Source organism: Cupriavidus sp. 05T41, assembly GCF_056396525.1.
In genome coordinates this window covers 1-21,773 of sequence record NZ_JBFTLQ010000003.1, presented here as the reverse complement: position 1 = coordinate 21,773, position 21,773 = coordinate 1, and the positions used below count along the sequence as shown (strand labels likewise).

Sequence of the window (21,773 nt, the reverse complement as noted above, 5' to 3'; positions counted from 1 at the left end):
CGCCTCAGCCGGGGAGGGTGCAAGCAGAATATCTTAAGGCAGGATGCCTGAGCCAGGTTCACCCGGGATGCGTTCTCGCCGGGCCGGCACKGCCGGCCGCCAGCGGGAAGCGGGGAAACGGTTTATGCTCGCGTTCGCGCGCCCGCCCCCTGGGCGGATGCGCCAGCCAACTTCCAGCCAAGGACACCCCCATGTCACTTTMGATGTATGAAGTCTCGATCCMGGTGTTCATCCGGGCCTTCGGCAGCCTGTCCGCCATCCTGGACAAGGGCGCGGCGTTCGCGCAGGCGCAGGGCATGGATCCGTCCGACCTGATCCAGACCCGCCTGGTGGCGGACATGGATCMGCTGCCGGCCCAGGTGCAACGCGCCAGCGACGCCGCCAAGGGCTGCGCGGCTCGGCTGGCGGGGATCGAGATGCCGTCGTTCACTGACAACGAGGCCACCTTCCCGGAACTGCAGGAGCGCATCGCCAAGACCGTGGCGTTCCTGAAGACCATCGAGCCGGCCCAGCTCGAAGGCAGCGAGACGCGCACCATCGAGCTCAAGCTGCGCCCGGAGCCGGTCACCTTCGACGGCAAGTCCTACCTGCTGGGCTTTGTGCTGCCGAACTTCTATTTCCATGTGACGACCGCATACGACATCTTGCGCCACAAGGGCGTGCCGGTCGGCAAGCGGGACTATCTCGGCCTGAAATAAGGCAAGTGCAACGAAGCCGCCGCGGCATTTCTGTCGCGGCGGCCTCGCCAGGATCGCGGCGGGCGCCGGATTGTCAGGCGCGCCCGGCCGCCAGCCTGGCGCCGGCCGGGGTTGGCTGCTCGAGCCGGTCCAGGCGCCCGCTCCAGGCCGTCAGGCCCAGCGCCACCAGCACCACCAGCGCGCCGATCCACGGCGTATGCATCAGCCCCAGGTGGGTCACGATCAGGCCGCCGGCCCAGGCCGCGCCGGCAATGCCCAGGTTGAACGCGGCGATATTCAGCCCCGACGCCACGTCCACGGCGCCCGGCGTGAAGCGCTCGGCCTGCTTGACCACATAGACCTGCAGGCCCGGCACATTGCCAAAGGCAACCGCGCCCCAGGCCAGCACCGTGGCCACTACCAGCCAGCGATGCGCGGCGGTGAAGGTCAGTACGAACAACACCAGCGCCAGCAGCAGGAACACGATCTTGAGCGCGGCGATGGGGCCGCGGCGGTCTGCCAGGCGGCCGCCCCAGATATTGCCTGCCGCCACCGAGACTCCGTACACCAGCATCACCAGCCCGACCGCGCCGGCGCTGAAGCCCGACACATCCTGCAGGATCGGCGCGAGGAAGGTGAASGGGATGAAGGAGCCGCCGTAGCCGATCGCGGTCTTGGCGTAGACCAGCAGCAGGCGTGGCTCGGCCAGCACCCTGGCCTGTTGCAGCAGGGAGGCCGGTGCGCCGCTGCGKATGCCGGCCGGCACGAACATCAGGCTGCCGACGAAGGCGACCAGGCCGAGCGCGGCCACCGCGAGGAAGGTCTCGCGCCAGCCGAAGTGCTGGCCGATGAAGGTGCCGAGCGGTACGCCGGTGACCAGGGCCACGGTAAGGCCGGTGAACATGATGGCGATCGCGCTCGCGGCCTTCTCCTTCGGCACCAGGCTGGTGGCGATGGTMGAGCCGATCGAGAAGAACACGCCGTGGGCCAGGCCGGTCAGCACGCGCGCCAGGATCAGCGATTCATAGCCGGGTGCTTTCCAGGCCAGCAGGTTGCCCAGCGTGAACAGCGCCATCAGCGACACCAGCAGCGCCTTGCGCGGCAGGCGGCCGGTGAGGGCGGTCAGCACCGGCGCGCCKACGGCGACGCCCAGCGCATAGAGGCTGACCAGCAGGCCGGCGGAGGGCAGGGTGATATGGAGATCGGCGGCGATGGTSGGAATCAGGCCGACGATGACGAATTCGGTGGTACCGATGGCGAACGCGCTGATGGTCAGCGCGAGCAGGGCGATGGGCATGGTTGGCTCCGGACATCCGGGAAATTCGGGATGGAGGGAGTGTGCCCGTGCATTTCTTGCCGATTAAGAGGGTGATCTGGATAAGATATTTGATTAGTATTCAACAATGAAGATCACACTCGAAGAACTGCAGGCCTTCGCCACCGTGGTGGACAGCGGCTCCATCACGGCCGCGGCCGAGCAACTGGGGCAGACCGTTTCCGGCATCAGCCGGGCGCTCGGCCGGCTGGAGGACAAGGTCGGCACCACCTTGCTGCACCGGACCACGCGGCGGCTGGCGCTGAGCGAGGAGGGCGAGGCGCTGCTGGCCCATGCGCGCAACATCCTGGCCTCGGTGGATCTGGCCGAGGAGCAGATGGCGGTACGCCGCCAGCGCCCGGCGGGCCGGCTGCGGGTKAACGCGGCGTCGCCTTTCATGCTGCACGTGATCGTGCCGCTGGTAGGAGAGTTCCGCCGCGAGTACCCGGAAATCGAGCTGGAACTGAACACCAACGACCTGATCATCGACCTGCTGGAGCACCGCACCGACGTGGCCATCCGCATCGGCGCGCTGCGCGACTCCACCCTGCATGCCCGCCCCCTGGCCACCAGCCGCGTGCGGGTGCTGGCCAGCCCGGCCTATCTCAAGGCGCGCGGCCGACCGGCATCGGTGGCGGACCTTGCCGCGCATAGCCTGATCGGCTTCAACCAGCCGGAGTCGCTCAACCGCTGGCCGCTGCACGGCGCCATGGGCGAAGAGGTGCAGGTCACGCCGCATCTGGCCGCATCGAGCGGCGAAACCCTGCGCCAGCTTGCGCTGGCCGGGGAGGGCCTGGTGTGCCTGTCGGATTTCATGACCGAAGCGGACCGCCGCCGCGGCGACCTGGTCCAGGTGCTGATGAAGGAGACCATCGAAGAACGGCAGTCGATCAACGCGGTCTATTACCTCAACACGCAGCTATCGGCGCGTATCGCGTGCTTCCTGGACTTCGTCGGCACGCGGCTGCGGGCGGCGGAGTGGGCCAAGGTATAGGCGCGAACGATGCGGCGGCTGGAGCGACTTCGCGACCTGTGCGAAAATAGCGAGTTAGCCGCAGTACCCTGGCCACTGGCCATCGATCATGGGTGGCCGCCTGTTTGCCCGCTTCCCGGCCGCCCCGCGCGCGCGATTGCCTTTGCGGCATCGCCGCCCGCCGGCCGGAATCCGTCCGCCCGGCCGCCGACCGTCTTGCCGCCACCGTGCTTGTCGCATTTTTTTGCAGTATGGATGCCGCATKAATGCCGCATGAATGCCGCATGCCGGCGGCCCATGGCTGGCGCATGATGACTGCATACCCACAAAAACCCATTACCGCTTCACCACCAGCATGACTTACGCCGTCAAGGAAATCTTCTACACACTGCAGGGCGAGGGCGCCAACGCCGGCCGCGCCGCGGTGTTCTGCCGCTTCTCCGGATGCAATCTATGGAGCGGGCGCGAAGAGGACCGGGCGAGCGCGGTCTGCCAGTTCTGCGATACCGATTTCGTCGGCACCGACGGCACCGAAGGCGGCAAGTACCGCACTGCCGAGGCGCTCGCCGACAAGGTCGCGGCGCAGTGGCCGCAGGACGTGGACGCCGGCGGCGCCGGCCGGCCGCTGGTGGTTTGCACTGGCGGCGAGCCATTGCTGCAGCTCGATGCGCCGCTGATCGCAGCGCTGCACGCGCGCGGCTTCGAGATCGCCATCGAAACCAACGGCACCCTGCCGGTGCCGGAGGGGGTCGACTGGGTTTGCGTCAGCCCCAAGATGGGCGCGGAGCTGGTGGTCACGCGCGGCGATGAGCTCAAGGTAGTCATCCCGCAGGATGGCCAGGATTTCGCCGCATACGAGCGGCTTGATTTCCGCCATTTCCTGGTGCAGGCCATGGACGGCCCGCTGGCGCGGCAGAATACGGCGCTCGCGGTCGAGTTCTGCCAGCGCCGCCCGCGCTGGCGCCTCTCGCTGCAGACACACAAGTTGCTAGGTATCCGGTAGTCCCGGCCTTTCGCTCCCGATTCGCCCCGATTCGTTCCGATTCGCCCCGATCACCGTACCMGCACACACCGGCACCCATGAACAAGCAAGTCTCCATTACCCGCCGTCTGGAATTCGACTCCGGCCACCGCATCCCCAACCATGGCGGCCAGTGCCGCAACATCCACGGCCATCGCTATCGCCTGGACCTCACGCTCTCGGGCGAGGTGCTGCGCCGCGCGGGCGCGTCGGACGAGGGCATGATCCTGGATTTCAGCGACATCAAGGCGCTGGCCAACGAGCATCTGGTCGACAAGTGGGACCATGCCTTCCTGATTCATCGCGGCGACACCGCGCTGCTGAATTTCCTGCAGTCCATGGAAGGGCACAAGACGGTCGTGCTGGACGCCATTCCCACCGTGGAAAACMTGGCGCAGATCGCCTTCGACATTCTCTCGCCGGTATTCAAGGATTGCTTCGGCCACCAGTTGCAGCTGACGCGCCTGGTGCTGTTCGAGACGCCGAACTGCTGGGCCGAGGTCAGCGCTTCCCTCAGCCTGCCCGCGCAGGACTGAGGCGTCAGCCAGCCCATGCCAGCCGAGATGAACGCCCCGATCCTGCCGCCCCTGGCAGGCGAAGCAGGCCTCGATCCCGCCGCCGAGCGCGACCGCCGCTATATGCGGGCGGCGCTGGAGGAAGCGCGCCTGGCCGAGGCTGCCGGCGAAGTGCCGGTGGGCGCGGTGGTGGTGTGGAACGATGCCGTCATCGCGCGCGGCCACAACCTGCCGATCCGCTCGGTGGATCCCTCCGCGCATGCCGAAATGCAGGCATTGCGTGCCGCCGCGCAGGTGATCGGCAACTATCGCATGCCGGAGTGCKAGCTGTACGTGACGCTGGAACCATGCGTGATGTGCAGCGGCGCCATCCTCCATGCGCGCATCCGCCACGTGGTGTTCGGCGCCTCGGACCMCAAGACAGGCGCCGCGGGCAGCGTGCTCAACCTGTTCGAGCAGGCGCAGCTCAATCACCAGACCTCCATCGCCGGCGGCGTGCTGGCCGACGAATGCGGGGGCATGCTGAAGGCCTTCTTCGGTGCCAGGCGGCGCGCGCAGAAGGCTGCGCAGAAGGCCGCGCAGCAAGCCGAGCAACAAGCCGAGCAGCAAGGCGTGCCGGCGGCGCAGGCCGCGGGCACTGGCTGCGCCCGCTGCGCGACGGCGGATAATGCCGGCGGCGCCAGCCAGCCTGATTCCAGCCCGGACTCCAGCCCCGTGTTAAGCCCCGTTCCCGGCCCCGCTCCAAGCCCCGATCCCGACGCATGAGCCAGCTCCCCKATCCGATGCCGAACCTCGCCACGCCGCCGACCGAAGTCCGCCTGATTGCGTCCTCGGGCTATCCCCACGACGTCGCCATCGCCGCGCGTGCTGTTGCCTGGCTCAGGCAGCATGGCTTGCACGTCGGCAATCCGGACGTGCTGGCACGCCGCTACCTGCGCTTCGGCGGCACCGACGACGAGCGCCTGGCCGACCTGCATGCCATCGGCACCGGCACGCCGCACGAACTGACGCTGGCCGTGCGCGGCGGCTATGGCATCGCGCGCTTGCTGGAGCGCGTGGACTTTGCCCGCATCGCGGAGCAGGCGYGCGGCGCGTGCACGCCCATCGTGGGTCACAGTGACTTCACGGCTTTCCAGCTGGCCTACCTGGCGGCGTGCGGCGGCGTGACGTTCGCGGGGCCGATGCTGCTGGCCGATTTCGGCGCCGAGCCGGTCGACGCCTTCATGTGGCAGCATTTCCTCGGCGTGATGCATGACCCGGCCTACACCATCGATGTGCAGGCGCCCCAGGCCGGCGGCCAGCCATTCAGCGGCACCGTGTCCGGCACGCTGTGGGGCGGCAACCTGGCCATGCTGTGCAGCCTGCTGGGCACGCGCTTCATGCCGGCCGTCGACGGCGGCATCCTGTTCCTGGAAGACGTCAACGAGCCGCCATACCGCGTCGAGCGCATGCTGCTGCAACTCGACCAGGCCGGCGTGCTGGGGGCGCAGCGCGCCATCGTGCTGGGCGATTTTTCCAACTACCGCGTGACCGACTACGACAATGGCTACGACCTGCCAGCGGTGGTGCGCTACCTGCAGGAGCGCCTGTCCGTGCCGGTGCTGACCGGCCTGCCATTCGGGCACTGTGAGCGCAAGCTGACGCTGCCGGTAGGCGGCCAGGCGCAGTTGAGCGCACGCGAGGATGGTTTTTCGCTGTCCCTCTCGGGCTATCCGGTGTTGAAAGCGGGGGCTTGCGCCCCTATCTGAAGGCTGGCGCTTCTTTAGCGCGCTCGCGGATGGTAAAATTACGGGTTATTTCCCGGTTTCCTGTCCGGGCTCCAGTGCTTGCCGGCCATCGGCCCGCAAGCCGGGGCCGCATGCCGATGCCATGCCGCTGCACTTGTGGCGCCATCGCCGCACGGGCACTGCCGCCGGCATCGCCGCGCGCCATGCGCGCGCCAGTTTCGCGCCCCATCATTCATACAAGGTTCCAGACGTGCTTTCTACCGCAAACATCACCATGCAGTTCGGCCCCAAGCCGTTGTTCGAGAATATCTCGGTCAAGTTCGGCGAGGGCAACCGCTACGGCTTGATCGGCGCGAACGGCTGCGGCAAGTCCACCTTCATGAAGATCCTCGGTGGCGACCTGGAGCCGTCGGGCGGCAACGTCATGCTGGAGCCGGGCGTGCGCCTGGGCAAGCTGCGCCAGGACCAGTTCGCCTATGAAGACATGCGCGTGCTGGACGTGGTCATGATGGGCCATACCGAGATGTGGGCCGCCGCCGCCGAGCGCGACGCCATCTACGCCAACCCGGAAGCCACCGACGAAGACTACATGAAGGCCGCCGAGCTGGAGGCCAAGTACGCCGAGTACGACGGCTACACCGCCGAGGCGCGTGCGGGCGAGCTGTTGCTGGGCGTGGGCATTCCCACCGACCAGCACCAGGGCACCATGAGCAACGTCGCGCCCGGCTGGAAGCTGCGGGTGCTGCTGGCGCAGGCGCTGTTCTCGAACCCGGACGTGCTGCTGCTCGATGAGCCGACCAACAACCTGGACATCAACACCATCCGCTGGCTGGAGGAAGTGCTCAACGAGCGCAACTCCACCATGATCATCATTTCCCACGATCGCCACTTCCTGAACTCCGTGTGCACGCACATGGCCGACATGGACTACGGCACGCTCAAGGTCTATCCGGGCAACTACGACGACTACATGGAAGCCTCCATGCAGGCGCGTKAGCGCCAGATGGCGGCAAATGCGCGCGCCAAGGAGCGCATCGGCGAACTGCAGGACTTCGTGCGCCGCTTCTCGGCCAACAAGTCCAAGGCACGCCAGGCCACCTCGCGCCTCAAGCAGATCGACAAGATCAAGGTCGAGGACATCAAGCCCTCGTCGCGCCAGAACCCCTTCATCCGCTTCGAGTTCGAGAAGAAGCTGCACAACCTGGCRGTGGAAGCGGACGGCATCACCAAGACCTACGACCGCAAGATCATCAACAACCTGTCGATGGCCATCCAGGCCGGCGAGCGCGTGGCCATCATCGGCKAGAACGGCGCCGGCAAGACCACGCTCCTGCGCAGCCTGCTGAACAATGCCGTGCAGAACGGCGTGCAGCGCGGCGTGGAAGTGGATCGCGGCACGATCAAGTGGGCCGAGAACGCCAACGTCGGCTACATGCCGCAGGATACCTACGAGGAATTCCCGGCCGACCGCGACCTGATGGACTGGATGAGCCAGTGGACCCAGGCCGGCGACGACGACCAGTCGCTGCGCGGCACCATGGGCCGCCTGCTGTTCTCGGCCGACGACATCAAGAAATCGGTCAAGGTGCTGTCCGGCGGCGAGAAGGGCCGCATGATCTGGGGCAAGCTGATGCTGGGCCGGCACAATGTGATGGCGCTCGACGAGCCGACCAACCACATGGACATGGAATCGATCGAATCGCTGCAGATCGCGCTCGACAAGTACACCGGCACCCTGATCTTCGTCTCGCACGACCGCGTGTTCGTCAGCGGCCTGGCCACGCGCGTGATCGAAGTGCGAACCGACGGCACGCTGACCGACTACCTGGGTACGTATGACGAGTACCTGGAGTCGCAAGGCATCGACGGCTAAGCGCGTCGCGCCGGCTCCGCCAGCCAGGCGGCAAGCGCAGGAAGAAATGGGCCGCCAAGTTCAGTGCGGCCCTTTTCCATTCTGTTGCGAAGTGCGCACTGCTGCCGCGCCGCGTGCCTGTGCTCAGGCGTGCGCCTGCGCCTGTCCCTCGTCGCGCGTCATCTTGTCGAGCTGGTCGATGATGGCGGCCGCGGTGATCTCGCCCTTGGCCTTGCGCAGGGCCGCGTACAGCGTGTCGCGCAGCGCCATCAGCTCAGCCGGGCTGGCGGCCTTCTCGACCTTGACCTGCAGCATGTAGCCGCGCAGGCCGAGATGATGTCCGATGACATCCGTATAGAAGTGATAAAGCGCCTGGTAGCTGCCGGTGCCCTTGCTGTCGCCCGCATCGCCGCCATCGCCMGCACCGCGGCTGGCGTAGATGGAAAAGACGCTGTCGGCATGGCCGGCGGGGCCGCTTGCGCCGGTTGTCGCCGGCTCGGGCAGGTCCTGGGCGTCCCGGGCAGGTGCGTCCGGCGGCGCGGCGTCCCCGGTGCCGATCAGGCCGGCTTCGAGCAAGGCTTCGAGGGCCTCGGGGCCCACGCCCATGCCGCCGGTCTGGGCCAGCAGATCGCTGCGCCGGCGTTCGCCGTTGACGATCAGCAGCAGGGCGCGCGTCTTGTGGTMGAGTCTGCGCGCGCGCGTGCGGATCTCGTCCTGGCCCTGCTCGGTCTTGTGGAACACCGGGTCGGTCATGTCTCTTTGCTCTCCCTTGTTGTGCGCCGGCAGCGGCATGCGGCGCGCTGTGCCGGGGTTCGGCTCGTCGTCGGCCKATTATCGCCACGTTGTGCGGGGCGGCTGGCGCACCGCAAAAAACCGAGGCGCCAAACCGCTCTACAATGTGGAGCACCATAAAAGTAACAAAATTTGCACCCGCCTATTCACCCAACTGAAAACTGTGGCCATGCAACAACGAGACAAACTTTTTATCAACGGTAAGTGGGTCGCGCCTCATGGCACCGGCCATATCGACGTCATCCATTCCACCACCGAAGCCGTCATGGGCCGCATCCCCGAAGGGCATGCGCGCGATGCCGAGGATGCCATCCAGGCTGCCCGCGCCGCCTTCGACGCCTGGTCGGCCACGCCGCCCAGCGTGCGCGCGGGATATATCCGCAAGGTTGCGGAGGGCCTCAAGGAACGCAGCGAGGAACTGGCGCAACTGATCGCGGGTGAAGTCGGCATGCCGATCAAGCTGGCCCGCGCGATCCAGGTCGGCGGCCMGGTCTACAACTGGGCGCAGGCTGCCAAGCTGGTGGAGAGCTTCGCCTTCGAGGAGGAGGTCGGCAATTCGCTGGTGGTGCGTGAGCCGGTCGGCGTGGTGGCGGCCATCACGCCGTGGAACTATCCGCTCAATCAGATCACGCTCAAGGTGGCGCCGGCACTGGCGGCCGGCTGCACCGTCGTGCTCAAGCCGTCCGAAGTGGCGCCGCTCAACGCCTTCGTGCTGGCCGAGGTGATCGAAGCCGCCGGCCTGCCGCCGGGCGTGTTCAACCTGGTCACCGGCTTCGGCCCCGTCGTGGGCGAAGTGCTGGCCAGCCACGCCGAGGTGGACATGGTGTCGTTTACCGGCTCCACGCGTGCCGGCAAGCGCGTCTCCGAGCTGGGCGCGCAGAGCGTMAAGCGCGTGGCGCTGGAGCTGGGCGGCAAGTCCGCCTCGGTGATCCTCGACGACGCGGACATGGCGGCCGCGGTGAAGGGCACCATCAACGCCTGCTTCCTCAATTCCGGGCAGACCTGCTCGGCCCACACCCGCATGCTGGTGCCGCGCGGCCGCTACGACGAAGTCAAGGCGATCGCCAAGCAGGTGGCCGATGCCTTCACCGTGGGCGACCCGCTGCAGGAAACCAGCCGCCTGGGCCCGCTGATTTCCGCTACGCAGAAAGAGCGCGTGAACAGCTATATCCAGCGCGGCCTCAACGAAGGCGCCGAACTGGTGGCGGGCGGGCCTGAAGCGCCCGCGGGGCTGGACAAGGGCTTCTTCGTCAAGCCGACCGTGCTCGGCAATGTCGACCCCAAGGCCACCGTTGCCCAGGAAGAGATCTTCGGCCCGGTGCTGTCGATCATCTGCTACGACACGGAGGAAGACGCCGTGCGCATCGCCAACGACAGCATCTACGGGCTGGGCGGCGGGGTGTGGTCGGGCGACGAAGCGCGCGCCATCCGCGTGGCTCGCCGCATCCGCACGGGCCAGGTCGACATCAACGGCGGCCCGTTCAACATGCAGGCGCCGTTCGGCGGCTACAAGCAGTCCGGCAACGGGCGCGAAGCCGGCAAGTACGGGCTGGAGGAATTCCTCGAGTACAAGTCGCTGCAGTTGAGGAAGCCGGCGGCCTGAAGCGCCCGGCCTTGATCGGCGCGGGGCAGGGCGCGCAATCCGGCGTCACTGCCCGCAGCAGGGAAGCATGCCCGGCAGGTCCGGGCATTTTTCATGGGCGCGGGTGCTTGCCCTGGCGGTGCCTGCTTCGGCGATAATGCCGGGGTTCCGACCGCTGGCCGGCCCGCTTCGCCATGCGAGCAAAGGCCGGCGCGGCGCAAGGCGACAAGAGACAAGAGACAGCAGCACTGGGACAAAAACATAAATAACCGCGGGCGCTGCGTGCCGTCACGCGGAGGAGAGGGATCGATGCGCTGGTTCAAACGGCTGGCCTGGCTGGTATTGGCGCTGGCGGCGCTGCTGCTGGCCGGCGCGCTCGGCGGCTACGTGTGGTACCGGCAGGCGTCGCAACCACAGACCGCGGGCACGCTGAGCCTGCCGGGGCTGCGCGAGCGCGTCTCCATCGTCAGGGACCGTCACGATGTACCCCACATCAAGGCAGCCAACGTAGAGGACGCCTACTACGCGCTCGGCTTCGTGCACGCGCAGGACCGCTTGTGGCAACTGCAGATGAACAAGCGCATCGTGTCGGGGCGCCTGGCCGAGATCATCGGGCCGCAAGCACTCGATGCCGACCGCTTCCTGCGCACGCTCGGCGTGCGACGCAATGCCGAGGCCATCCTGGCCAGCTCCACGCCCGCGACGCGCGCCGCGCTGCAAGCCTATGCCGACGGGGTCAACGCCTATATCGACACGCGCAAGGGCCCGCTGCCGCCGGAGTTCGTGCTGCTGCGCACGAAGCCCGAACACTGGGAGCCGGCCGATACGCTGGCCTGGCAGACCATGATGGCGTGGGACCTGGGCGGCAACTGGACGCAGGAGACGCTGCGCATGCGGCTGGCGCAGGTGTTGCCGGTCGCGCGCATCAATGAACTGCTGGCGCCGTATCCGGGCGATCGGGCGCCGCGCACCATGGACTACGGCAACCTCTACCGGCACCTGGCGCCGCTGGCCACCGCCATGGCGCGCGTCGAACAGCAGGCCCCGCCCGGCTACGTGGAGGGCATGGGCTCGAACAACTGGGTGGTATCGGGCGCCCATACGCGCTCGGGCAAGCCGCTGCTGGCCAACGATCCGCACCTGGGCCTGCAGGCGCCGGCGCTGTGGTACTTCGCGCAACTGCAGGCGCCGGGGCTGGATGTCAGCGGTGCCACGCTGCCTGGCACGCCGCTGGTGGTGCTGGGGCATAACCAGCGCATTGCCTGGGGCTTCACCAATACCGCGCCCGATGTGCAGGACCTGTATATCGAACGAATCCAGCCCGGCAGCACCMGGCGCTACCAGACGCCGGACGGCTGGGCCGATTTCACGGTGCGCAGCGAGACCATCCGCGTCAAGGGCGCGCCCGACGTGACCCTGAGCGTGCGCGAGACGCGCCACGGGCCGGTGATTTCCGACGTGGCCGAACCCGTCTCCGCCGCCGCGGCGCCGCTCGGCGCGCAGTTCGTGGTGGCCTTCCAGTGGACCGCGCTGCGCGCCGACGACCGCACCTTCCAGGCCGGGCTCGCGCTGAACCGGGCCACCGGCTGGGACAGCTTCCTGGCGGCACTGCGCGATTTCCATTCGCCGCAGCAGAACATCGTCTACGCGGACGTGGACGGCAATATCGGCTTCATCGCGCCGGGCCGTGTGCCGCTGCGCCGTGCCGACAACGACCTGAAGGKGCTGGCKCCGGCGCCGGGCTGGGATGCGCGCTACGACTGGAATGGCTTCATTCCCTTCGATCAGTTGCCGCGCCGCTTCAATCCGCCCGAAGGCGTCATCGCCACGGCCAACCACAAGATCGTGGAGGACGATTACCCGTACTTCCTGACCAGCGAATGGACCGTGCCCTATCGTTACCAGCGCATCCGCACCCTGCTGGACGCGACCGAACGGCACACCATGGACAGCTTTGGCGCGATCCAGAAAGACACGCTCTCGCTGGCGGTGCGCGATGCCTTGCCGCTGCTGCTGGCGGCGCCCTTCGCCGGCGGCCCGGCGCTGCCCGCGCGCGAGCGCGCGCTGCTCGAGTCGTTGCGCCAGTGGGACGGCGACATGCAGCCCGGGCTGGCGCAGCCGCTGGTGGCGACGGCCTGGCTGCGCGAGCTGTCGCGGGTGCTGTTCGAGGACAAGGTGGGCGACGCCGTGTTCAATCGCCTGTKGGAGCAGCGCAACGTGCAGCAGCCCATGCTCAACGTGCTGCGCAACCCCCGCGGGCTCGGCGCATTCTGGTGCGACGACAGCACCACGCCGGCCCACGAAGACTGCGATGACGCCATCGCCAAGGCATGGCGCCGCGCCATTGCCGATCTGGACCAGCGCTACGGAGACAAGCCCGAGCGCTGGCAATRGGGCATGGCGCACGCTGCGCGCTCCGAGCACAAGCCCTTCGGCAAGCATCCCTACCTGGCGGGCCTGTTCAACGTGAAGGTGCCGAGCGGCGGCGACACCTACACGGTCAATGTGGGGCGCCACAACCTGCGCGACGAAGCGGCGCCGTTCGAGAGCGTGCATGCGGCCAGCCTGCGTGCCATCTACGATCTCTCCGACCTGGCCGAATCGCGGTTCATGGATTCCACCGGGCAGTCGGGCAACGTGATGTCCACCCACTACCGCGACTGGACCGACAAATGGGCCTCGGTGCAATACATCACCATGGCCCCCGGGCGGCGCGCGCCGGGCAACGAAGTCTTCGATACGCTGGTGCTCAAGCCGGAGGGCGGCGCGCGCTGAGCGGGGCGGCTGGCCGCGGCGCGCGGCATGTMATGGCGCGAGCCGTTGCCGGCTTGCGCCGCAAGCCATTAAGATCGGTGMTTTGCATCGTCCAGACGGGACCGCCATGACCCAAGCCAGGTTCACCACCCATGTCATACAGCACGTCGCATTCGAAGAYGCCGGCGTGCTGGGCKACGCCCTGCGCGAGCGCGGGCACGCCCTGCAAGTGCTGCGCGCGKGTATCGACGACCTGAGCGTGGTCGCCGCGCAGCCTGCCGACCTGCTGGTTGTGCTCGGCGGCCCGATCGGCGTATACGAGAACGAGGCCTATCCGTGGCTGGATGCCGAAATCGACATCATCCGCGCGCGGCTCGAAGGCGGGCGGCCGGTGATCGGGGTCTGCCTGGGCGCGCAGCTGATCGCGCGTGCGTGCGGCGCGCGGGTCTACCCGGGCACGCGGGAAATCGGCTGGGCGCCGATCCAGCCTACCGCGGCCGGGCGTKACTCGGCGCTGGCGKAACTGGAGAGCGCCGGCTGGAACGTGCTGCACTGGCACGGCGATACCTTCGACCTGCCCGCCGGCGCGCAACTGCTGGCCTCCACGGCCGCGGTGCCGCACCAGGCCTACGCCATCGGCCGCCAGGTCCTGGCGCTGCAGTTCCATCCCGAGGCCCGTCCGGCGGAGCTGGAAGGCTGGCTGATCGGGCATACCGTCGAGCTCGGCAAGGCGGGTATCGATCCGCGCGAGATCCGTGCGCGTACGGCGGAGATCGGCGCGGATGTGGCTGCGGCGGGGCGCCGCATGTTCGGGCGCTGGCTGGGAGAGGCCGGCTTGTGAGCGGGTTTGCCGCAACGCCGGCGCTGGTCACCCGCATCGACGAGGTCCTGCTCGGCGCCGTGCGGCCCTTCGGGCCCAAGGGCGTGCCCAGCGGCATCGACAAGCGGCCGGCGGCGGGCGTGGTGCGCGTCACCAGGCTCGGCCTTGCCGGCGACGGGCAGGGCGACCCCCGGCATCACGGCGGCCCCGAAAAAGCGCTCCACCACTATGCCTTCGACCACTACGCGGCCTGGCGGCGGGAGCTTGCGCCGCTGTCCGCTGCCGCCGCCGGGTTGCTGTCGCTGCCCGGGGCGTTCGGCGAGAACCTGAGCAGCGCCGGCCTTACCGAGAAAGAGGTCTGTATCGGCGACCGCTACCGCCTCGGCACGGCGCTGGTCGAAGTGTCGCAGGCGCGCCAGCCCTGCTGGAAGCTGAACCACCGTTTCGGCCACGCTGGCATGGCGCGGGCGGTCCAGCAAAGCTTGCGCACCGGCTGGTATTACCGGGTGCTGGAAGAGGGTGACGCGGGGGGCGGGGACTGCCTTGCGCTGGTCGAGCGGCCATGCCCCGGCTGGAGCCTGCATCGCTTGCTGCATGTGCTGTACGTGGATCGGCTCGATACGGTGGCGCTGGCCGATATGGCGGTACTGCCATCACTTGCCGAAAGCTGGCGCAAGCTGGCTCGCCAGCGGCTGGAACGGCGCGAAGTCGAGGATATGGAGCGGCGGCTGGCGGGCGGCTGAGCCCGGGGGCAGGAGGAGGAAAGCTCAGTTGCGGCAGAAGCGGCGCGCGGTGCCCTCGCGCGTGATGCGCTCCCAGACGGCCTGCTTTTCCGTGTCGTCCAGGAAGACCCAGTTGCTGACTTCCATCGCGGTGCGGCCGCAGCCCTGGCAGATTTCGTCGAACAGGGTCGAGCAGATGCCGATGCAGGGGCTGTCGGGGCGGTCGGACAGATTGTCGTCGCGGCGGGTGTCGGGAGAGCCGGCGGGAGAGCCGGCGGGCGATGCTGGCTGGCGGGTGTCTTGCGGGTTTGACGGCATGCGGCGGTGAGGCGGGGCGGATGGCCGCACATTATAAACGGCGGCGGGCATGATCCCCGGTCGCGCGGCGTGCGGCGACGCAATGCCGGCGGCCGGATGCCGGCGATGACGGATCCTGATTACCTGCCACGTAATTGAGCGCTGCCTCCGGCAGGCTTACGCTGCACCTGCTGCACGATCTTCCAACCAGGAGCCTGCCATGTCTATCCTCGTCACCGCGCTGTCCAGCGCTGCCGGCACCGCCGCCGCGCCTGTCGACCCGCGCATCCGCCAGTTCGTGGAGCAAGTCCTGATGGGCTCTCCCGTGGCCCGCTCGCTGGGCATCGCCCTGGATGTGCTGGCGGTGGACCATGTCGAGCTGGTGCTGCCGTTCAGCCCGGCCAATATCACGGTCGGCGAGATTGTCCACGGCGGCGTCATCGCCACGCTGATCGATGTGACGGGTGCGGCGGCGGCTGTGTCCGGCTGCGATGGCGAGCACTTGCGCGGTGGCGCGACCGGTTCGCTGAATATCCAGTATCTCGAAGCGGCAAGGGCGGCCAACCTGCGCGCTGTGGCCAGCGTGATCCGCCGCGGGCGCAGGCAGGTGGTTACCGAGGTGTCGCTCTACGCGGAAGGTGCAAACGAGGGCGAGCTCGTGGCCAAGGCCCTGATGAGCACCACGCTGTTCTAAGGCTGCTGGCCTGCCTGCCGTCGCGCATCCCGGACGGCGGCATCGAGCTGGCACGCCAGTTCMTCGCTCGCGCGCAGGAGCGGTTCGCGGCTGCGCGCGGCCCGGGCGAGAATCAGCGCCCCGGACCACGAGCAGACCATCAGGCTTGCCAGCCCGGCTGCGCGCGCGGGCGGGATGCCGTGTGTCGCGAATGCCGCCGCCAGCACGCTTTCCCACGAAGCAAACGCGGCCCTGCCGGCCTGGGCGACGGCTTCGGCCCCGGGCGCAAGCTCCAGCAGGATGGTCGAGATGGGGCAGCCGTCGCGGTATTCCGACTCCGCCATCCAGCCCGCCAGGGCCGTGCCGTAGGCCCTTGCGATCGCCGCTGGCGAATCGTGCCCGGCGCATAGCCGCGCAAGCGTCGCGCGCACCAGTTCGCCGGCGTAGGCGATGACTTCCTCGGCGATCTGCTCCTTGCCGCGCGGGAAGTAGTGATACAGCGATCCCTTGGGCGCGCCGCTCAGTGCAACGATGTCATTGGTGCCGCTGGCCGCGTAGCCGTTTTGGCGGAACAGGACGGCTGCGGCGCGGACGATCTTGTCGCGGTGCTTGGCGTGGGCTGGCATTGGCGGGTGTCCTGATGCGGGTGTCCTGATGCATCGGAGGGGTTGCGATACGGCTGGAATTATATAGACTGGTCTATATTAAAGCCAGGCCGAAGGCACCTGCTGACCGATCGATTCAAGGAGGGAAGGGTAATGACGACAKACATGGAAGCCCCGGCCACGGCCGCGTATTCACTGGCGACACTCAAGGACGTCAATCGCACCGCCGCGCTAAATCGCTGGCTGGGCTTCGAGGTGGTGCGCGCCGAAAAAGGGGAGGCGGAGCTGCGCATGCCGTGGCACGAAGAGGCCACGCAATACGCAKGCTTGCTCCATGCCGGCGTGCTCGGCGCGCTGGTCGACACGGCATGCGGTTTCGCTGCCACCACCGTGGCGGGGCCGGTACTGGCTTCGCACTATTCGGTGAATTGCATGGCGCCGGCGCTGGGGCAGGCCTTCGTGGCGCGCGCCAGCGTCGTCAAGGCGGGCAGGCGGCAGATATTCGCGCGGGCCGATGTGTTCGCCGAGMGCGACGGCGTGCTGCGGCTGGTCGCGTCGGGCGAGACCATCCTGGTGCCCGTGGGCAGCGTCGACGGGAAATAGTCTTTCATCCGCGCCGTTGGCGGATTGATCGCGCTGTTAACGCAATTAACGGCCAAGTGTTTTGCCTGCCCACGTTGGTGCCATCTCCGTTGCTGCCGGTGGGTGCAGGCCCGCTACCTCCGGCAACGTGCGTGCTTGCAGGGCAGCCCCTCGAATGGAGGGAAAACGGCTGGAAAACGGCTGGAAAGCCGCGTTGCGAGCTTCCAGCCATAGGGGCGCGGCTAACCGGGCGCGCGCCATCCACGTCCGGCTGCTTGCGCAGCTCCGAGACGCGCTTGCCAAGCTTGAGCAGCCGTTCGTTATTGAAGCTCTCCGAGCCGATCTGGAAGACCTGCTCGCCCTTGACGTTGGCGATCTTCGAGATCTCGGGCRCCGAGGCGATGATCTTGTCCACCGGCACCACCGCCGACTGGTAGGCGGCGGTATTGGTGGCGGCGGCGCCCGCGCCGGCAATGGTGCCGCCGGTGCCGATGATGACGATATTGGCCTTGCGGGCTTCGCTCGGCGCGCTGGCCCGCGCGGGTCATGGGCCGGGCCGCGGACTGCAGCACGATCGGGCCGGAGTCAGGGCTCCGGCCGTGGCACTACTCAGAACGCGTCGCCCGGCACCCGTACCCAGCCTTCCATCAGCACGCGCGCGCTGCGGCTCATGATGGCCTTGGTCACGGCCCATTCGCCGTCGACCTGGCTGGCTTGCGCGCCCACCCGCAAGGTGCCCGAAGGATGGCCGAAGCGCACCGCATTGCGTTCGYCGCCGCCGGCAGCCAGGTTCACCAGCGTGCCCGGGATCGCCGCGGCGGTGCCGATGGCCACGGCGGCCGTGCCCATCATGGCGTGATGGAGCTTGCCCATGGACAAGGCACGCACCAGCAGGTCGACGTCGCCGGCGGCAACGCGCTTGCCGCTGGAGGCAACGTAGTCGGCCGGCTTGGCGACAAAGGCCACCTTCGGCGTGTGCTGCCGCTTGGCGGCCTCGTCGATATTCTTGATCAGGCCCATGCGCATCGCGCCGTAGGCGCGGATGGTTTCGAACATGGTCAGGGCCTTGGCGTCGCCGTTGATGGCTTCCTGCAGCTCGGTGCCGGTGTAGCCGATGGCTTCGGCGTTGACGAAGATGGTCGGGATGCCGGCATTGATCATGGTCGCCTTGAGCGTGCCGACGCCCGGCACCTCGAGGTCGTCTACCAGGTTGCCGGTGGGGAACATGGCACCGCCCGCGCCTTCTTCCTCGGCGGCCGGATCCATGAACTCGAGCTGGACTTCGGCGGCGGSGAASGTCACGCCGTCGAGTTCGAARTCGCCRGTTTCCTGCACSGCGCCMTCGGTSAYSGGYACRTGSSCGAYGATGGTCTTGCCGATRTTGGCCTGCCAGATGCGCACGGTGGCCACGCCGTTGTGCGGGATGCGGCTCGGGTCGACCAKGCCGGCGCTGATGGCGAACGGCCCGACGGCGGCGGACAGGTTGCCGCAGTTGCCGCTCCAGTCGATAAAGGGCTGGTCGATCGAGACCTGGCCGAACAGATAGTCGACGTCGTGGCCGGGCCGGCTGCTCTTCGAGATGATGACGGTCTTGCTGGTGCTGGACGTTGCCGCGCCCATGCCGTCGATCTGCTTGCCGTAGGGGTCGGGGCTGCCGATCACGCGCATCAGCAGCTTGTCGCGCGCTTCGCCGGGCACCTGCGCGGCCGCGGGCAGGTCCTGCAGGCGGAAGAACACGCCCTTGCTGGTGCCGMCACGGATGTAGGTGGCGGGAATCTTGATCTGGGGTACGTGGGCCATGGAAATAGTGTCCTGGTGAAACCGGGCGGCACGCCGCCGTGCCGCCCGGAACGCAAGCCGCCTTATGTCAGGCCGCGGCTTTCGTCGATTCGAGGAAGTCCTGCGCGAAGCGCTGCAGCACGCCGCCCGCCTCGTAGATCGACACTTCTTCCGCGGTGTCGAGGCGGCACGTCACGGGGACTTCCACGCGCTCGCCGTTCTTGCGGTGGATGACGAGGGTGAGGTCCGCGCGCGGCTCGCGCTCGCCGATCACGTCGTAGGCCTCGGTGCCATCGATGCCAAGCGTCAGGCGGTTCACGCCCGGCTTGAACTCCAGCGGCAGCACGCCCATGCCGATCAGGTTGGTGCGGTGGATGCGCTCGAAGCCTTCGGCCACGATGACTTCCACGCCGGCGAGGCGCACGCCCTTGGCCGCCCAGTCGCGCGAGGAGCCCTGGCCATAGTCCGCCCCTGCGACGATGATCAGCGGCTGCTTGCGGTCCATATAGGTCTCGATGGCTTCCCACATGCGCACCACCTTGCCTTCCGGCTCGATGCGCGCCAGCGAACCCTTCTTGACCTTGCCGTCCACCACCGCCATCTCGTTGATCAGCGTGGGGTTGGCGAAGGTCGCGCGCTGCGCCGTGAGGTGATCGCCGCGGTGGGTCGCGTAGGAATTGAAGTCCTCCTCCGGCAGGCCCATCTTCGCCAGGTACTCGCCGGCGGCGCTGTCGAGCATGATGGCGTTCGACGGCGACAGGTGATCGGTCGTGATGTTGTCGCCCAGCACCGCCAGCGGACGCAGGCCCTGGAGCGTGCGCTCGCCTGCCAGCGCGCCTTCCCAGTAGGGCGGGCGGCGGATATAGGTGCTCTGCGGGCGCCAGTCGTACAGCGGGCTGATCTGCTCGCCGCTGTCGACCGCGAAGTTGAACATCGGCTCGTAGACCTTGCGGAAGTGCTCGGGCTTCACGCTCTTGGCCACGATCGCGTCGATTTCCTCGTCGCTCGGCMAGATGTCCTTGAGCCGGACCGGCTTGCCGTCCTTGTCGGTGCCCAGCACGTCTTGCTCGATGTCGAAGCGGATGGTGCCGGCGATGGCGTACGCGACCACCAGCGGCGGCGAGGCCAGGAAGGCCTGCTTGGCGTAGGGGTGGATGCGGCCGTCGAAATTGCGGTTGCCCGAGAGCACGGCGGTGGCGTACAGGTCGCGGTCGATGATCTCTTTCTGGATGGCCGGGTCGAGCGCGCCGGACATGCCGTTGCAGGTCGTGCAAGCGAAGGCCACGATGCCGAAGCCAAGCTGTTCCAGATCCGGCAGCAGGCCGGCTTCTTCCAGGTATAGCTGCACGGCCTTCGAACCCGGCGCCAGCGAACTCTTCACCCAYGGCTTGCGGGTCAGGCCGCGCGCGTTGGCGTTGCGCGCCAGCAGGGCGGCGGCGATCACGTTGCGCGGGTTGCTGGTGTTGGTGCAACTGGTGATGGCGGCGATGATCACGGCGCCGTCCGGCATCTGGCCGGGCGTTTCCTCCCACTTGCCGGCGATGCCGCGCTCGGCCAGGTCGGAGGTCGGCAGCCGCTTGTGCGGGTTGGACGGGCCGGCCATGTTGCGCACCACGGTGGAGAGGTCGAACTTGAGCACGCGCTCGTATTCGGCGTTCTTCAGCGTGTCCGCCMACAGGCCGGCAGTCCTGGCATAGGTTTCGACGAGCTTGATCTGTTCGTCCTCGCGGCCGGTAAGGCGCAGGTACTCGATGGTCTGCTCGTMGATGAAGAACATCGCGGCGGTGGCGCCGTATTCCGGGGCCATGTTGGAGATCGTCGCGCGGTCGCCGAGCGTCAGGCTCGAAGCGCCTTCGCCGCGGAACTCCAGGTAGGCGCCGACCACTTTTTCCTTGCGCAGGAACTCGGTCATCGCCAGCACGATGTCGGTGGCGGTGATGCCGGGCTGGCGCTTGCCGCTCAGTTCCACGCCGACGATATCCGGCAGCCGCATCCACGAGGCGCGGCCGAGCATCACGTTCTCGGCCTCCAGGCCGCCCACGCCGATAGCGATCACGCCCAGCGCGTCGACGTGCGGCGTGTGGCTGTCGGTACCCACCAGCGTGTCGGGGTAGGCCACGCCGCCCACCGAATGGATCACCGGAGACATCCGCTCCAGGTTGATCTGGTGCATGATCCCGTTGCCCGGCGGGATCACCTCGACGTTCTTGAACGCCTTCTTGGTCCAGTTGATGAAGTCGAAGCGGTCTTCGTTGCGCCGGTCTTCGATGGCACGGTTCTTGGCGAACGCGTCGGGGTCGAAGCCGCCACATTCCACGGCCAGCGAATGGTCGACGATCAGTTGCACGGGCACGACCGGGTTGACCTTCGCCGGGTCGCCGCCCTGGGCGGTGATGGCGTCGCGCAGGCCGGCCAGGTCGACCAGCGCGGTCTGGCCGAGGATGTCATGGCAAACCACGCGCGCCGGGAACCAGGGGAAATCCAGGTCACGCTTGCGCTCGATCAGTTGCTTGAGCGATGCGGTCAGCGTGGCCGGGTCGCAGCGGCGCACCAGGTTCTCGGCCAGCACGCGCGACGTGTACGGCAATTTGTCATAGGCACCCGGCTGGATCGCCTCGACCGCGGCGCGCGTGTCGAAGTAGTCCAGCTTGGTGCCCGGCAGCGGCTTGCGGTTTGCAGTGTTCATTTCGTAGGGAAGAGAGAAAATCATGATCCGGGGCAGTGGCCGTGCGTTGCGGCAGGCTGCCCCCGCTCCCGCGGGCGCCGCATGGCGGCGGCCCAGGGAGCAAACCGGACGCGGACTGTTACTTGCGGTCCTTGAGTGCCACGAACTCCAGGTTCTCCGGTCCAGTGTAGTTCGCGCTCGGGCGGATGATCTTGTTGTCGATGCGCTGCTCGATGATGTGCGCGGCCCAGCCCGAGGTACGCGAGATCACGAACAGCGGGGTGAACATGGCGGTCGGCACGCCCATCATGTGGTAGCTCACCGCGCTGAACCAGTCCAGGTTGGCGAACATCTTCTTGCCATCCTGCATGGTGGCTTCAATGCGATCGGCAATGTCGAACATCTTCATCGAGCCGGCGTCG

20 protein-coding genes and 1 pseudogene are annotated in these 21,773 nt (G+C 67.7%); 13 read left to right on the top strand and 8 right to left on the bottom strand.

Annotated elements, in window-relative coordinates; all coding sequences use genetic code 11:
- Nucleotides 1-191: 191 nt before the first annotated feature.
- The gene (locus AC1DKV_RS02355) at nt 192-698 is read left to right on the top strand and encodes a DUF1993 domain-containing protein (protein ID WP_477137369.1); all 507 of its coding nucleotides are present in this window, start codon (nt 192-194) and stop codon (nt 696-698) included.
- A gap of 73 nt (nt 699-771) precedes the next feature.
- On the opposite strand, the gene AC1DKV_RS02350 is transcribed toward AC1DKV_RS02355, so the two are convergent.
- Nucleotides 772-1,974 (bottom strand): MFS transporter, encoded by a 1,203-nt coding sequence (locus AC1DKV_RS02350; RefSeq protein ID WP_441613551.1) that lies wholly within the window; start codon nt 1,972-1,974, stop codon nt 772-774.
- A 106-nt stretch (nt 1,975-2,080) separates the two neighbouring features.
- On the opposite strand from AC1DKV_RS02350, the gene AC1DKV_RS02345 reads away from it, so the two are divergent.
- The 6 genes from AC1DKV_RS02345 (at nt 2,081) to AC1DKV_RS02320 (ending at nt 8,101) form a co-directional block, all read left to right on the top strand.
- Nucleotides 2,081-2,986, top strand: a complete 906-nt coding sequence (locus tag AC1DKV_RS02345) for a LysR substrate-binding domain-containing protein (protein WP_441613552.1) — start codon at nt 2,081-2,083, stop codon at nt 2,984-2,986.
- A 334-nt stretch (nt 2,987-3,320) separates the two neighbouring features.
- On the top strand, nt 3,321-3,968 hold the full coding sequence (gene queE, locus AC1DKV_RS02340) for a 7-carboxy-7-deazaguanine synthase (RefSeq protein ID WP_441613553.1): 648 nt from the start codon (nt 3,321-3,323) through the stop codon (nt 3,966-3,968).
- Nucleotides 3,969-4,045: 77 nt separating this feature from the next.
- Nucleotides 4,046-4,522, top strand: a complete 477-nt coding sequence (locus AC1DKV_RS02335) for a 6-pyruvoyl trahydropterin synthase family protein (RefSeq protein WP_477137368.1) — start codon at nt 4,046-4,048, stop codon at nt 4,520-4,522.
- 27 nt (nt 4,523-4,549) lie between these two features.
- Complete coding sequence (gene tadA, locus AC1DKV_RS02330) at nt 4,550-5,266, top strand: tRNA adenosine(34) deaminase TadA (protein WP_477137454.1); 717 nt, start codon at nt 4,550-4,552, stop codon at nt 5,264-5,266.
- Nucleotides 5,263-6,249, top strand: a complete 987-nt coding sequence (gene ldcA, locus AC1DKV_RS02325; protein ID WP_477137367.1) for a muramoyltetrapeptide carboxypeptidase — start codon at nt 5,263-5,265, stop codon at nt 6,247-6,249. The genes tadA and ldcA overlap by 4 nt, the downstream gene beginning before the upstream one ends.
- 229 nt (nt 6,250-6,478) lie before the next feature.
- Nucleotides 6,479-8,101: an ABC-F family ATPase gene (locus AC1DKV_RS02320; RefSeq protein ID WP_477137366.1), complete on the top strand. Its 1,623-nt coding sequence runs from the start codon at nt 6,479-6,481 to the stop codon at nt 8,099-8,101.
- 123 nt (nt 8,102-8,224) lie between these two features.
- Here the strand turns inward: AC1DKV_RS02320 and AC1DKV_RS02315 are convergent, their stop codons facing one another.
- Nucleotides 8,225-8,833, bottom strand: coding sequence for a hypothetical protein (locus tag AC1DKV_RS02315; protein WP_477137365.1), 609 nt, complete (start codon nt 8,831-8,833; stop codon nt 8,225-8,227).
- 208 nt (nt 8,834-9,041) lie between these two features.
- Here AC1DKV_RS02315 and AC1DKV_RS02310 point away from each other — a divergent pair, with 208 nt between their 5' ends.
- The 4 genes from AC1DKV_RS02310 (at nt 9,042) to AC1DKV_RS02295 (ending at nt 14,771) form a co-directional block, all read left to right on the top strand.
- The gene (locus AC1DKV_RS02310) at nt 9,042-10,475 is read left to right on the top strand and encodes an aldehyde dehydrogenase family protein (protein WP_477137364.1); all 1,434 of its coding nucleotides are present in this window, start codon (nt 9,042-9,044) and stop codon (nt 10,473-10,475) included.
- A 288-nt stretch (nt 10,476-10,763) separates the two neighbouring features.
- Nucleotides 10,764-13,229 (top strand): penicillin acylase family protein, encoded by a 2,466-nt coding sequence (locus AC1DKV_RS02305; RefSeq protein ID WP_477137363.1) that lies wholly within the window; start codon nt 10,764-10,766, stop codon nt 13,227-13,229.
- Between the two features lie 106 nt (nt 13,230-13,335).
- Complete coding sequence (locus tag AC1DKV_RS02300) at nt 13,336-14,049, top strand: glutamine amidotransferase (protein WP_477137362.1); 714 nt, start codon at nt 13,336-13,338, stop codon at nt 14,047-14,049.
- The gene (locus tag AC1DKV_RS02295) at nt 14,046-14,771 is read left to right on the top strand and encodes an MOSC domain-containing protein (protein ID WP_441613562.1); all 726 of its coding nucleotides are present in this window, start codon (nt 14,046-14,048) and stop codon (nt 14,769-14,771) included. Before AC1DKV_RS02300 ends, AC1DKV_RS02295 begins: the two co-directional genes overlap by 4 nt.
- 24 nt (nt 14,772-14,795) lie before the next feature.
- On the opposite strand, the gene AC1DKV_RS02290 is transcribed toward AC1DKV_RS02295, so the two are convergent.
- On the bottom strand, nt 14,796-14,981 hold the full coding sequence (locus AC1DKV_RS02290) for a DUF1289 domain-containing protein (RefSeq protein ID WP_441613579.1): 186 nt from the start codon (nt 14,979-14,981) through the stop codon (nt 14,796-14,798).
- 286 nt (nt 14,982-15,267) lie between these two features.
- Here AC1DKV_RS02290 and AC1DKV_RS02285 point away from each other — a divergent pair, with 286 nt between their 5' ends.
- Entirely contained in the window at nt 15,268-15,741 is a 474-nt protein-coding gene (locus AC1DKV_RS02285; RefSeq protein ID WP_441613563.1) for a PaaI family thioesterase, read from the top strand.
- Here the strand turns inward: AC1DKV_RS02285 and AC1DKV_RS02280 are convergent.
- Entirely contained in the window at nt 15,738-16,346 is a 609-nt protein-coding gene (locus AC1DKV_RS02280; RefSeq protein WP_477137361.1) for a TetR/AcrR family transcriptional regulator, read from the bottom strand. The genes AC1DKV_RS02285 and AC1DKV_RS02280 overlap by 4 nt on opposite strands.
- Before the next feature lie 132 nt (nt 16,347-16,478).
- On the opposite strand from AC1DKV_RS02280, the gene AC1DKV_RS02275 reads away from it, so the two are divergent.
- A complete protein-coding gene (locus AC1DKV_RS02275; RefSeq protein WP_477137360.1) occupies nt 16,479-16,928 on the top strand; it encodes a PaaI family thioesterase in 450 nt (149 codons plus the stop codon).
- A 235-nt stretch (nt 16,929-17,163) separates the two neighbouring features.
- Here AC1DKV_RS02275 and AC1DKV_RS02270 read toward each other — a convergent pair.
- The 4 genes and pseudogenes from AC1DKV_RS02270 to AC1DKV_RS02255 all read right to left on the bottom strand — a co-directional run.
- Nucleotides 17,164-17,448, bottom strand: a pseudogene (locus AC1DKV_RS02270) (asparaginase domain-containing protein); the annotation flags it as partial.
- A 68-nt stretch (nt 17,449-17,516) separates the two neighbouring features.
- Nucleotides 17,517-18,707, bottom strand: a complete 1,191-nt coding sequence (gene prpF / locus AC1DKV_RS02265) for a 2-methylaconitate cis-trans isomerase PrpF (protein WP_477137359.1) — start codon at nt 18,705-18,707, stop codon at nt 17,517-17,519.
- A 67-nt stretch (nt 18,708-18,774) separates the two neighbouring features.
- Nucleotides 18,775-21,372, bottom strand: coding sequence for a Fe/S-dependent 2-methylisocitrate dehydratase AcnD (gene acnD, locus AC1DKV_RS02260; RefSeq protein ID WP_477137358.1), 2,598 nt, complete (start codon nt 21,370-21,372; stop codon nt 18,775-18,777).
- 118 nt (nt 21,373-21,490) lie between these two features.
- On the bottom strand, nt 21,491-21,773 hold a 283-nt coding region (locus AC1DKV_RS02255), incomplete at its 5' end, for a citrate/2-methylcitrate synthase (protein ID WP_477137357.1).